Raw genomic sequence first — 12395 nt, 5'->3', positions numbered from 1 at the left:
TGATTGCTAAATCCAAAATCGTCGTTATTCGTCATTAAATTTCAGTTAACCCCGAGTAGCTGCTTGGCTTGCTCGGCGTCACGTTGTATTTGTTGGTGCAACTGCTCGAATGAATCGAACTTCACCTCATTGCGTAATTTCGCCCTTATTGCCACCGAAATAAAGTGACCATAAAGATTGCCAGTAAAATGGAAGATATGCACTTCCAACTGAGAACGCTGGCCATTAACCGTGGGCCGGGTACCAATATTCGCTACACCTGAGTACATTTTTCCTGCTATATCAACTTGCACGGCAAACACACCATTGATGGGGGCGTTACAGCGTTTCAGCAATAGATTAGCGGTAGGAAATCCTATTGTGCGACCTTTTTTATCACCATGCAGTACTTTGCCTGAAATCGTAAAGGGACGACCTAGCATCTTTTCCGCTAACTCAAAGTTGTCGTCACTCAAGGCTGTGCGCACTTCAGTGGAGCTCACTCTAAAATCCTCGAAGCGGAAACTCTGGGTACTGACAACACTGAAGCCACATTTTCGGCCTTCGTCTTGCAGCATAGAGAAATCACCCACTCGACCTTTACCAAAGCGAAAATCATCCCCTACCACTAGAAATTTCACCCCAAGATCTTCTACCAATAGCTGCTCAACAAATTGTTCAGCGGTAAAAGAAGCAAAGCGTTTATCAAACTTCAAACACAGCAATCGATCCACACCTAATGCTTTAAGCTGCACATATTTGTCGCGTAACAAACTCAGGCGCGCCGGCGCATTATCAGGGGTAAACAGTTCTTCAGGTTGAGGTTCAAAGACCATCACAGTCGCAGGCAAGCCCAGTTCTCGAGCTTTCACAACGACCTGGCTCAGTACCGCTTGATGACCAAGGTGAACACCGTCGAACTTACCAATTGTCAGTACACACCCTCGATGTTTGTCGCGAAGATTATGTAAACCGCGGACTAATTCCACTTTGTTCCTCATTTACGTCAGCTGTTTCAAGTGTAATCTCGAGGCTGATACTGTTTGGCTAAAATCAAAGCGACGGATTATAACGAACTACACGCAGAGATACAGCCCGTTATAGGCATGTTGACGTTAATTTACCTGAATTGCTTTTGACAGCAACTGTCTTGGCCGGATACCGAGCGCGACTGCACTCACTAAAAATACCGCTCCGGCACCTGAGATCATAATCGCTAACTGGGCCATTTGTGTTCCAGGAGACCAAGCTAACCAACTTGTAATAGCTGGGCGATAGTAGAGTAAACCAGTGGCCATGATCAATGAAGAAAGCATCACCTTAGCTAAGAAACGTAGCGTACCAGAGGACACCTGATACACCCCTAAACGATGTAACTTGCTATAAAGCAATCCCGCGTTCATGGTCGCCGATAAACTTGTCGCAATCGCTAAGCCCAAATATCCAAACGGAATAGCAAAAATTAAATTGAACAGCATATTGGATGCCATACACCAAATACCGTACTTAACCGGTGTTTTTGTATCTTGCCGAGAAAAGAACCCTGGAGCGAGCACCTTGATAAGCATAAAGCTTAATAACCCAGTCGCATAAGCAATAAGGCTGTATGACGCAAGTGTGGCATCCAGAGCCGTAAATTCTCCGCGTTTAAAAAGTACAATTAACATCGGCTCAGCTAAGATCATCAAACCGGCAGCCGCCGGAATACCCAGTAAACAAACGATGCGCAGTGCCCAGTCAATATTAGCGCTAAATCCTTTGGCATCATTCGTTACGTGATTGCGGGATAAAGTCGGTAATATTACGGTGGCAATAGCGATACCGAATAACCCCAAGGGGAACTCCAATAAACGATCAGAGTAGTAAAGCCAACTAATAGAGCCCGTGACCAAAAAACTGGCAATAAAAGTGTCAAACAATAGGTTTATCTGCCCTACTGACACACCAAATAACGCAGGGATCATCAATTTACGAACCTTAGTCACCTTAGGATCTGACCAACCCCACTGGGGCTTAACCAATAAACCAGCTCGATATAAAAAGGGCAACTGAAACGCAAATTGCACTATTCCGCCTATAAAGACCCCCCACGCCAACGCAAAACCAGGCTCATCAAAGGTGTCAGCCATGAAGATGGCACAACTGATAATCGCTACATTTAACAATACAGGTGTGAAAGCTGATACCGCAAATTGATTCAGGGTATTGAGTATCGCCCCCGTTAAACCAGCAAGTGAGATAAACATCAAGTACGGAAAAGTAATTTTCAACATTAACGATGCCAACTCAAACTTAGCCCCTTGAGGTTCATCGTTTAAATATTCCATAAACCAACCTGCACCGAAAAGCGCAGTCACCACTGGTGAGCCAATAACACCGAAAAAGGTTACAACGGTCACAATCACCCCTAGGGTGCCTGACACCTTGGCCACAAACTGCTTCATGGCGTCTTTATCACCTTCACTGCTGACTTCTGTCAATACCGGAATAAATGCTTGTGCAAAGGCCCCTTCAGCAAAAAGACGCCGCAAAAAATTGGGGATTTTATTTGCAAAGAAAAATACATCTGCCGCCGCACCTGCGCCCATAAGGTTAGCAACGACCACATCCCTGACCAAACCTAAGATACGCGATAAAAAAGTCATACAACTGACGATTAATCCGGATTTCAATAAACGATTCGACACACCACTTCCTTACAAAAGAACTAATCCGAATAACATGACGGGGCATTATGCGCCAAGGCCTAAATAGTTAGAAGTACTCAAACAAAAAACAGTCAAAAGCTTTGGTTGAGTCATTTTAAAAACTAAATGTTCAATCTTCCCTCATTCTGTCTTCGCTCTGCCGAAGAACTCAGGTAGACTATGCATTGGCAGGTGCGAATGCCTATTGACGTCGCCCATTTCGCTGATTGTGAATTCAATTCAGATCCAGCATTACGATACCCTGAGAATTAACTGCTACTTTGCGCAATAAATACGCGAAAGCATTTGACAAACGCAGGTCTGATAGGCAAAATCCGCACCCTTGAATTTTGACTAGAATTTTTTGGGAGTTCCACTTGGCTAACATTAAGTCTGCTAAGAAACGTGCACTACAATCAGAAAGACGCCGCCAGCACAACGCTAGCCGTCGTTCTATGACACGTACATCTTTGAAGAAAGTACTTGCTGCAATCGCTTCTGGCGACAAAGCATCTGCTCAAGCTGCATTAGCAGCTGCAACACCTTTAATTGACCGCATGGCAACTAAAGGTCTAATCCATAAAAATAAAGCTGCTCGTCATAAGAGCCGTTTGTCTGCACAGATTAAAGCACTAGCTTAATATCTGTTTAGAAGGTTTATTGTCAAAAAGCGCTTAGGCGCTTTTTTTGTGCCTAAAATTCCTGTCAGAAGCTAATCTCACCCTTTGAAACAATTTATTTCAGACAGCTCACGACAGTTTGCTTTAAATTACTGCAAACTCATAAAAAAAACCACCCTAAAGGGAAGCTCATGACAGGCAAACATTTTTATCACGCACTGGCCTTAACCAGCACACTATTACTCAGTGCTTGCACATCCACGGAAAACGCGTCTCCCCACGCACGTCAGTTAGCGCTTATAAGTGAACAAGCTATGAGCAGTGATTTGGCGTATCAGGTGGTAAAATCACTCACGGTTGAGGTTGGTCCACGCATTGCCGGTAGTGAAGGTGATAAACGGGCAGTGCTGTGGGCAGAGAATAAATTTAAAGAGCTTGGTTTCGATAAAATTTACAAAGAGCCCGTGCGAGTACGCAACTGGTCCCGGGGGATTGCTGATGCAAAAGTCATTTCTCCTTATCAGCAAAAGCTTTTTATTAGCGCTCTCGGTGGCTCGGTCGCCACCCCAGAAGGAGGGCTAATTACGCAAGTGGTCATGTTCGACTCGCTTGCATCCTTAAAGCAAGCTGAAACAGCCAGCGTGCAAGGCAAAATCGTGTTCATCAATCAACGTATGCAACGTGACCGAGCAGGAAAAGGGTATGGTCCTGTGGTAATAGGCCGTTCACAAGGCGCTATCGAGGCAGCCAAACTTGGCGCGAAAGCAGTGCTTATTCGTTCGGTGGGCACCGATAACTCACGCTTTGCTCATACGGGGGTTATGCAATACTCTGAAAAAGTCGAAAAAATTCCGGCGGGCGCTCTATCAAATGCTGATGCGGATAATCTTGAAGCCATGCTGGCAGCAAGTAAAGACGTCACTCTCGCCGTTGAAATGCGAGCAAAAGAACACGGCTGGCAAACATCTTATAATGTCATCGGTGAATTCACAGGCAGTGAACACCCTGAAGAAATCGTACTTATCGGCGCCCACCTCGATTCATGGGATGAAGGCACTGGTGCGTTAGATGACGGCGCAGGAGTCGGCATAGTAACCGGTGCGGCGAAGTTGATTAACAGTCTTACGGGTCAACCGAAACGCACAATCCGCGTGGTATTATATGCATCTGAAGAGTTTGGCCTAACCGGCGCGCAAGAATACACTCGTCGTCATAAAGCGGAATTAGGCAACATTATCGTGGCGGCCGAATCGGACTTTGGTGCTGGTGAAATTTATCAAATAGATACCTTATTCGCCCCAGATGCCCTTCAAGCAGCTAAACCTTTGTTTACTGCGCTCGCAAGAATTGGCGTAAAACAAGGCAATAATCAAGCAGGTGGTGGACCGGATGTTTCTATGCTGCCTAAGCATGGGGTGCCGGTTGTCTCATTGTTACAAGATGGAACCTACTATTTTGATTATCACCATACGGCCAATGATACTTTAGACAAAGTGGATCCTAAGTCACTTGCCCAAAGCCAAGCAGCTTATGCCCTACTGACCTACTTCATGGCCAATGCCGATGTCGACACCCGACCCGCTCCAGCGAGTGAGTCCCCCTCACATTAATTTGTGAATAAACAGCACAAAAAAGCGGCGTGATATTGGTAATATCACGCCGCTTTTCATGTGGCATTTTTCCCCGCAACCTAGCTAATTATTGTCGATTAGGCAAATTCACTAGTTAAGGGCTCAATCCATGCTAATGCCTCTTTCTCAGGCTCTAAGGTTTCACAAGCATCGATTTTAAGCATATCCGCGACGGGTTTCCCTTGTAATTCAAGCAGTAACTCCTGCAATTGCTCACCGGCACCGCAGTACGAATCACAATAACTGCTATCCCCTAATCCGATAACGGCGAATGGTTTTTGCTCCATCAAGGGAAACATATCTTTTAAATCAGATACAAAAAATTCCAAGTTAGGTGGAATATCACCTTGTCCTGTGGTGGAAGAAACAAAAATATAACCGTCACAGCGTTTAAAGTCATCCACGCTTGGATCGTCATAAATTTCGCTAACCACTTGTTTATTCGTGAGCAATTCTTGCACTTGCTCAGCCACATGTTGGGCGTTACCGTATACCGAACCAACAAAAATACCTACTTTACTCATACATGCTCTTCCATTACTAAAACGAAACTAGTTTACCCATTAACGGATACTAAATCTAACCCGTCTGTCGACGGAAATTGCCAACCCCATTGTGACATTAAAGTAGACATCCTTTGATCAAAATCATTCATTATTATCAGCTTTTCGTTACTGACCGGATGATAAATACTCATCTGTTGGCACGTAAGTGCCAAGCCGTTAAACGCAAACTGATCCCGCGCAAATTTATTATGCTTACCGTCACCATGGGTGGTATCTCCAAGTATGGGATGATTGATATGGCACATATGCCTACGCAGTTGATGCTTACGCCCCGTTTTAGGATGCAAACGCACAAGGGTATATCGCGCAGATGGATACCGGCTGACGGAAAAGGGTAATTCAAAATGCTGTAATGGTAGGTATTCAGTTTGCGCATCTTGGGGCGCTTTGTCCTGATTAGCACGCTTATCCGCTATTTTATCGAGCTTTTCCTTAAGGGCATAGTCAATCGTACCAGGCTCTTTAACATGTCCTCGCACAATAGCGAAGTAGGTTTTGGCAATATCATGCCCAGCAAATTGCTCTCCCAGTAATCGCGCCACATCTGCCGATAATGCGAAAATAAGCACACCAGAAGTCGGCCTATCCAAACGATGTACTGGAAATACATGTTGACCAATTTGGTCCCTTAACATTTGCATCGCGAACTGCGTTTCATGACGGTCAATCATACTTCTGTGCACCAACAAGCCCGCTGGCTTATGAATAGCAACGATATACTCATCTTGATATAAAATTTTTAACGTCATATAAATTTACCACTGAATAAGCTGTCAATTTGTGCAATGACCTCAAGCACCTGACGACGCTCTGGTGCACTTTTTTGCCGACCTTTATTCCACTCCTCGGCCATAGGTAATAATGCCATACGAGTGGGTAGCGGATTTTGTGTCTTAAGAATATCGTTCATTTTGGGAATAAATATAAACTGTAGCCACTGGGCAAAGCTCATTCGGTCGCAAGCGAAGGGGGCTTCACTTTCCATCGCCCAAGAGGACGGCGAGGTAGACGACCATTGTTCAGCTGTCTTTAGCGCCGATTCCAGACGATTTAACAATCGCTGTATTTGGACTTCTTGCTCGCTACATGGCATGCTTCGGCACATATTTAGTTGTCTCAAATTGGGTGTTATTTCACCACATTCAGGTTATTTCCGCATATTTCGCGGCAGTTTATAGGTAAACATGAATCAAATCAGCTCCATCAGTGAATTTCTTCTCCATGCGCAAACCGAATACAGTGTATTTGATATGGGCAGAACCATTCGCGCTACTGACACCCAAACATTTTTAGATATTGAAAACGCCAGTATCGTCGCCCCCTACCCTCGCCAACAACATGCTTGGTTTGGTATTGTTTTTTATAGTCGCCAATTGAGTCGCGAACAGTATATTTGGTTTGTGAAACTGCCGATAGATGAGCAAGGTTTAGTCATTACCGCCACGCGTAATCACTTTTTGCAGATTATCACCGATGCCCTTGGGGCACAGTTAGAGCGCAATAAAGAAGCTAAAGGGCGTTTACCTGAAAATCCTTATACGTTTGTCCCCAACCAACAGCAATTAGCCGATTTTAACAGCATCAGTCGCACTGCACTTAATTTCCCCCCTAGCGAATATTACGCTGCAGCACTACGTTATTTTACGCAACCGAACATGTATAACTGGCAGGAAGTTGCGCTGCAAGGCATTGCCGATGTCGCAGCCAGCGTGCGCCGTAAAGACGGTGCACAGCTAATCATTAATCATATGCAGACAGTTGCCCCACAAGTACAACAAGCACTTACCTCGTCACTTGAGAATCAAGCTATAGACAAACATGTCAGCCAGCATCTAATTGATTGGGCTGAACAGCAATTTGACGATCCGTTAAAGGTGCAATGGATGCTGCGCGCACTTAGCCAAAGTGTTGCTAAAACCTTGGTGCAACGCACCATTCAACGGGTACTCGACTCAGAACACGGTACAAATGCGGATATCATGTTATTAATTGCAGCACGACATTGGCAATTCCTGACCGATGAAACCCTACTTCGCCAATACATCAATCAGCTCGCTGCTATTGATACGGCGTTATGTGCTAATTTATACAGCGATTTAGTGCAGTTGCCGGATATTCGTCAGCACATGCTCGCTGTTATTCGTTGGCCAGATAAATCACCCGCCTTAACGCAAGTGATCGGGCATTTATTCAGTGGACAACAACAATGAATTTATTCGATTTAACACTTTTTTTTAGTTATTTTATTGGTCGTTTTTCAATTTTGGCGAATGCGCGCTATCACTGAAAAAGCTAACCTGCATCTAGCCCAATACTGTGACCAACACGGCTTACAGCTTATCAGTGTGGCAAGGAACAAGACACGACTCGGCAGTTACCGGGGGAAATTAGATTGGCAAAGTAGCTTTATTTTTGAATTTTCAGGAAACGGCGAAAACAGTTATCAGGGCACGTTAAGTATGGCTGGACAGCATGTTCTAGAAGTAGAGACACCGGCATACCGAGCGGATTAATCGCAAGGCTGTAAATAACGATGCACTCATGAGCGGCAATACGTCGCTTTACGACAACGTGAACATTCTGAGTGTTAAGTTATGAAAAACTAAACCCCAAAAACGGCAAAAGCGCGACCTGAATTGAATCAAGCCACGCCTCTACATAAAAATTGAAGGTCCCTCTGTGCGCTCCGTCACAACAACTACATCTCACCGTCCATGTCTTGTCCTTCTGTCATCCATCCTGAATGCTGCACTTATCCTAAGTGTGTCCTTATCCATTTTCATCACTTTCCAAAGTGAGTGCCATCCTCCCGACAGCGATCCTAATTGCATCCTTTGCGCTTAATTCCGTTTAAGCAACTCATCCTGAGTATGTCCCGTTCCTTGTGCTCTTAGTAGAGCAACTTCATCCAGAAGTCTCCTTGCCATCCCTGTTCCATTCATCCAGAATGGGCACTCATCCTGAGTGGGTCCTTTTCCTTTTTCCCATTTCCAAATGGGTTGCTCTTACTGAGCCTTTCCTGATAATCCATGTGACAGTTTACTCATTAAACCGTGTTGCTCTTCTTGAGCCTGTCCTAGATCGTCCTTGTGTCTTCCTGACTCATCGTGTTTCCTTGTGACGAAACAAACTATATAACAATCAAAAACATTTTCGACATGCTTCTGTGACACTTAGATGACACATATTAGCCAAAAGTCTAATATCTGTGATTATATTTATAAATAACAATAGGTTGGAATATTGAGAGGGAGAAAGCTGAGGGAATAAAATGACTTTATCCTACATACTTGTACGAGATGTCTTACAAGCAAGTAGGGATATGACTTACAATTTAAAAACGGCTTAGGTAACTAAATTGGGCAGGGTTTTGAAAAAGTTCAATTACAACGTCTTTTTTATGTAAATAAAAATGACAAACCTGACCATTATTGACGATCACAAAACATTAAATGCCCAGTTATATGCCCAGTTTCTAACGCTTCAAGCATTTTATATTGACCATCTTCGAAAAACGACAAGCATTTAGGTAGGGTTACATACACACCAATTCCTTCACTGCCACTATCTTCTTTCATCACACTATCAATTGCACTCATCAATATATGCCCTAACCCATAATGTTGATAATCAGGGTGAACTCCGATAAACGACAACATGTGATAGCGTTTTGCAGGAATATGCTCACGTACTTTTTGCTCCTTATCTACCATCTGCTTGGTACCAAAGTATCCAGCGGTCAATAGCATTTTGAGCCTCCAGTGCCAGAAACGACTCGGACCGAACTCAGCATCAGGGCCAATTAAACACGCCACCGCGAGCAGCCTACCATCATCAAACAAGCCGATCATAGGCTGGCGGGCTTGCCAGAAAGCATTCAACTCTTCACGTATCGCTGAGCGCAACCTCGATTCATAGCCCTCTTTATTAAACTGAAATATGTCCATGAACAACGGATCGTCGTGATACGCCTGATATAGAATCGAGGCGGCTATTTTCAAATCTTCAGCCGCTAGGTAGACGGCTTTAATGTTATCCATATCAGGGGCGACAACGGCTTGAGATAATGGCATGCTGATCTCTCCTAGGAGGTTTTTATTCGCATTATAAATTCATAATACATGTTAATATTTTGTAAAACGACATATAAGTCAAACATAAACCATTAAAATTTCAGGAGTATTCAATGGAAAATTATCACACAACAATGGGCGACCTTTTCGAACAACTGGGTCTAGGTGGTGAAGAACGTGATATTTTAGCTTTCATTGATGAGCACAAGGGATTGCGCCAAGGCGTGCATATTGAAGATGCAGAATTCTGGACAAAGTCACAAGCTGGATTTATTAAAAACGCCCTTTTGGAAGATGCAGAATGGGCCGAGTTGATCGATCAGTTGAATACCCGGATACGCTAAATCCAAATCGAGACGTAAACATCATGCTCAGTACGAGCATGATGTTAGCAGTGCTTTTACTGATTCAACATACTTAGAGCAGCATCTCCCCAGCCAACAAGTTGATCATTCTTCAACACTAATGGTGTACATTCATCTTTCGTTGTCACACCATCGTCTTCTTTTCGCTGCGTGCGATAATATAATACATGATATTGATCATCGCCTTTTTTGACAAATTCGCTAAAATCCGCGACACCTAAGCGTTCCATAACCTGTCCGGTGGACAAGTTTGGTTCAAGTCGTGCTACTTCTTTACGATTGTTTTTTTCTTGTTTTTTCCAATCCGAGTGGTAACCATCATGCCCGTCCCCATCGACGGAAATAACACACCCGGACAACAACAAGGATAATCCTAATGCACCTACCAATATTTGTGGCTTCATTTATAACTCCTGTTTTTATTTATTCTGAGGTTTAGGCGAAATTAGCGGGTTTGCCATATTCACATGAATCAAGCTATACAAAAAAAAGGCCATAAATATATCCATCTGATTTTAAAGGATATTTTACATTTACAATGTATATACATTGGGGTTAAATAGTCGTTAAGACTAAATTTTCGCAGAATTGACCAAAACCATGAATAATCGTTTATCGGATATTGTTTCTTTGTGCCAATCGTTAGCAAAGGAAGGTAAAAAACCCAGTGTTGGGCTAGTCAGAAGTCGTGCAGGTGGAAAGTTATCTATACCTGAAACCATAAAAGGTATTCAAAGCTGGCAAGCTCAACCGAATCAAGTGATAAAAATTAACCATTCTATTGAACAAACCCCGCCACCAGTATCATTGGAAGTAAGGGTTGCCCTGCTCGAAAAACAAGTGCTGGAGCTGACCACACGTTTAGCAACCGTACTTGCATCAAACGAAGAATAAAATCTAGAAGCCGTCTGTTGTTGGGACTATTTCAGTTAAAAAACGAGCAAGATTAGGCGATATTTGCGCTTTGGGTTTTAGCCCAACTTGCTCGAGCATGACCGCCCCCGTTTGATTATCCACCGTTAAAATAAAGTCATCTTCATCTGTTAAGGCGATAAATATCGTTTCTGGTTGACGTAAACGCCGCTTCATTAAAATATGCCCAACAATATTTTGCTGTAGGCGATCAAAATCGTCTCCATTCCACGCTTGCAGAATTTGCAGTCGGCCACTTGGGTGTTCAGCAAATATATTGTCACTCCAATAACGTGAGTAAAATACTGCCACATCAGGATGAAGCTCCAACTCCAGTGCGCTAGATAACTCAGCGAAATCCGACATTTCGGTCCGTAATATCGGCTTCCACGAGGTGGGGCTTACAGGCTGAGCGCTATCCGTTAATTGATAACATTTCGATGGCCAGTCAGCATCAAACTCGATAGTCGTCACCTCTGAATGCGCCTGTGCAAAGCTTGAAAAGCGCATCATGAAGTTGTCTAAAGCTTGATTTACCATTGAGGTCATAAAATATGCTCTTGCTTAGTTGTAAATGCGGGGTAATGTAGCATTAAATTGGCGCTATCTTCTGATAAAATACCCCATAACCTGATGTAAAATATAGCTAACCTGTTAATCACCTTGAGGTCCTTACCATGCAAGACAAATCGCTTCCCTCCGATATTTTAAGCACCTTAACGTTAGGTAAAGCGACTCTGTACAAAGAGTATTACAGCCCAGAATTACTTCAGGGAGTGCCCCGCAGTTTAAATAGGGATGAACTTAATCTTGGCGACTCACTGCCATTTAATGGAGTTGATCGCTGGAATGGTTATGAATTATCTTGGTTAAACTTAAAAGGTAAACCCCAAGTCGCTATTTTACGCTGTGAAGTTCCCTGTGACTCGGTCAATTTAGTTGAATCTAAGTCTTTCAAACTGTATTTAAACAGCTTTAATCAAAGTAAAATCGAATCTATTCATCATGTGCAAAAAATGATCAGTGAAGACTTATCAGCGTGTGCAGGATTACCAGTCAATGTGCAGTTGTTTGCTCGAAAAGCATTCCCGAGCCTAAAACTAGGCACACTAGAGGCACAGTGCATTGACGATTTGGACATCAGTATCGATAACTATGCCTTACAACCTTCGATTCTGACCGTTGAAGAGCAAGATGTGCAAGAGACCCTTTGCAGTCATTTACTCAAGTCCAATTGTTTGATCACCAATCAACCGGATTGGGGCAGTGTATTGATCCGTTATCAAGGTCGCAAAATTGACCAAGAAAACTTATTACGTTATTTAATATCCTTTCGTCAGCATAATGAGTTTCATGAACAGTGCGTTGAACGTATATTCAGTGACATCATGCGTTTTTGTAAGCCCCAAAAATTGACTGTCTACGCCCGCTATACCCGACGTGGTGGTTTAGACATTAATCCATTTAGAAGTAATTTTGAGAGTATTTATCCTGAGCTACGTTTAGCTCGTCAATAAAGCGTTCATTGTTTTTTTATCTCGTTGAGTGTCAACATTCAGCTA

At 43.4% G+C, this 12395-nt stretch carries 15 protein-coding genes; 7 read left to right on the top strand and 8 right to left on the bottom strand.

Annotation, left to right across the window (positions count from 1 at the left end; genetic code table 11):
• Positions 1-41 precede the first annotated feature (41 nt).
• Together ribF and murJ are read right to left on the bottom strand one after the other, a co-directional pair.
• Positions 42-968 carry a bifunctional riboflavin kinase/FAD synthetase gene (gene ribF, locus GPLA_RS12545; protein WP_007105296.1) on the bottom strand — a complete coding sequence of 309 codons (927 nt, stop codon included), beginning with the start codon at positions 966-968 and terminating at the stop codon, positions 42-44.
• A gap of 126 nt (positions 969-1094) precedes the next feature.
• Positions 1095-2666: a murein biosynthesis integral membrane protein MurJ gene (gene murJ, locus GPLA_RS12540; protein WP_007105295.1), complete on the bottom strand. Its 1572-nt coding sequence runs from the start codon at positions 2664-2666 to the stop codon at positions 1095-1097.
• Between the two features lie 377 nt (positions 2667-3043).
• On the opposite strand from murJ, the gene rpsT reads away from it, so the two are divergent.
• Positions 3044-3307: a 30S ribosomal protein S20 gene (gene rpsT, locus GPLA_RS12535; RefSeq protein WP_040514677.1), complete on the top strand. Its 264-nt coding sequence runs from the start codon at positions 3044-3046 to the stop codon at positions 3305-3307.
• A gap of 170 nt (positions 3308-3477) precedes the next feature.
• Positions 3478-4896, top strand: a complete 1419-nt coding sequence (locus GPLA_RS12530) for a M28 family peptidase (RefSeq protein WP_007105293.1) — start codon at positions 3478-3480, stop codon at positions 4894-4896.
• 98 nt (positions 4897-4994) lie between these two features.
• On the opposite strand, the gene GPLA_RS12525 is transcribed toward GPLA_RS12530, so the two are convergent.
• The 3 genes from GPLA_RS12525 to GPLA_RS12515 are packed head-to-tail and all read right to left on the bottom strand — an operon-like array spanning position 4995 to position 6576.
• Positions 4995-5441, bottom strand: coding sequence for a flavodoxin domain-containing protein (locus GPLA_RS12525; RefSeq protein ID WP_007105292.1), 447 nt, complete (start codon positions 5439-5441; stop codon positions 4995-4997).
• A gap of 32 nt (positions 5442-5473) precedes the next feature.
• Positions 5474-6232 carry a tRNA pseudouridine(65) synthase TruC gene (truC, locus tag GPLA_RS12520; RefSeq protein ID WP_007105291.1) on the bottom strand — a complete coding sequence of 253 codons (759 nt, stop codon included), beginning with the start codon at positions 6230-6232 and terminating at the stop codon, positions 5474-5476.
• Entirely contained in the window at positions 6229-6576 is a 348-nt protein-coding gene (locus GPLA_RS12515) for a YqcC family protein (RefSeq protein ID WP_040514675.1), read from the bottom strand. The genes truC and GPLA_RS12515 overlap by 4 nt, the downstream gene beginning before the upstream one ends.
• A gap of 91 nt (positions 6577-6667) precedes the next feature.
• On the opposite strand from GPLA_RS12515, the gene GPLA_RS12510 reads away from it, so the two are divergent.
• Both GPLA_RS12510 and GPLA_RS12505 read left to right on the top strand, forming a co-directional pair.
• Positions 6668-7693: a DUF3549 family protein gene (locus GPLA_RS12510; RefSeq protein ID WP_007105289.1), complete on the top strand. Its 1026-nt coding sequence runs from the start codon at positions 6668-6670 to the stop codon at positions 7691-7693.
• A 60-nt stretch (positions 7694-7753) separates the two neighbouring features.
• The gene (locus GPLA_RS12505) at positions 7754-7996 is read left to right on the top strand and encodes a DUF3301 domain-containing protein (protein WP_007105288.1); all 243 of its coding nucleotides are present in this window, start codon (positions 7754-7756) and stop codon (positions 7994-7996) included.
• 915 nt (positions 7997-8911) lie between these two features.
• Here GPLA_RS12505 and GPLA_RS12500 read toward each other — a convergent pair.
• Positions 8912-9556, bottom strand: coding sequence for a GNAT family N-acetyltransferase (locus GPLA_RS12500; protein WP_007105287.1), 645 nt, complete (start codon positions 9554-9556; stop codon positions 8912-8914).
• Positions 9557-9669: 113 nt separating this feature from the next.
• Between GPLA_RS12500 and GPLA_RS12495 the strand changes: the two genes are divergently transcribed.
• Positions 9670-9900 carry a DUF2789 family protein gene (locus GPLA_RS12495; RefSeq protein WP_007105286.1) on the top strand — a complete coding sequence of 77 codons (231 nt, stop codon included), beginning with the start codon at positions 9670-9672 and terminating at the stop codon, positions 9898-9900.
• A 56-nt stretch (positions 9901-9956) separates the two neighbouring features.
• On the opposite strand, the gene GPLA_RS12490 is transcribed toward GPLA_RS12495, so the two are convergent.
• Entirely contained in the window at positions 9957-10325 is a 369-nt protein-coding gene (locus GPLA_RS12490) for a DUF3192 domain-containing protein (RefSeq protein WP_007105284.1), read from the bottom strand.
• Positions 10326-10521: 196 nt separating this feature from the next.
• Between GPLA_RS12490 and GPLA_RS12485 the strand changes: the two genes are divergently transcribed.
• A complete protein-coding gene (locus tag GPLA_RS12485; protein ID WP_007105283.1) occupies positions 10522-10815 on the top strand; it encodes a hypothetical protein in 294 nt (97 codons plus the stop codon).
• Between the two features lie 3 nt (positions 10816-10818).
• Here GPLA_RS12485 and syd read toward each other — a convergent pair whose 3' ends face one another.
• Positions 10819-11382, bottom strand: coding sequence for a SecY-interacting protein (gene syd / locus GPLA_RS12480; RefSeq protein WP_007105282.1), 564 nt, complete (start codon positions 11380-11382; stop codon positions 10819-10821).
• A gap of 128 nt (positions 11383-11510) precedes the next feature.
• Here syd and queF point away from each other — a divergent pair, with 128 nt between their 5' ends.
• Positions 11511-12350, top strand: a complete 840-nt coding sequence (queF, locus tag GPLA_RS12475; protein ID WP_007105281.1) for an NADPH-dependent 7-cyano-7-deazaguanine reductase QueF — start codon at positions 11511-11513, stop codon at positions 12348-12350.
• The last annotated feature ends 45 nt before the right edge of the window (positions 12351-12395 follow it).

The sequence above is a fragment of the Paraglaciecola polaris LMG 21857 genome (assembly GCF_000315055.1).
GTDB classification, from domain to species: Bacteria; Pseudomonadota; Gammaproteobacteria; order Enterobacterales; family Alteromonadaceae; genus Paraglaciecola; species Paraglaciecola polaris.
This window is presented reverse-complemented; position numbering and strand designations above follow the sequence as displayed.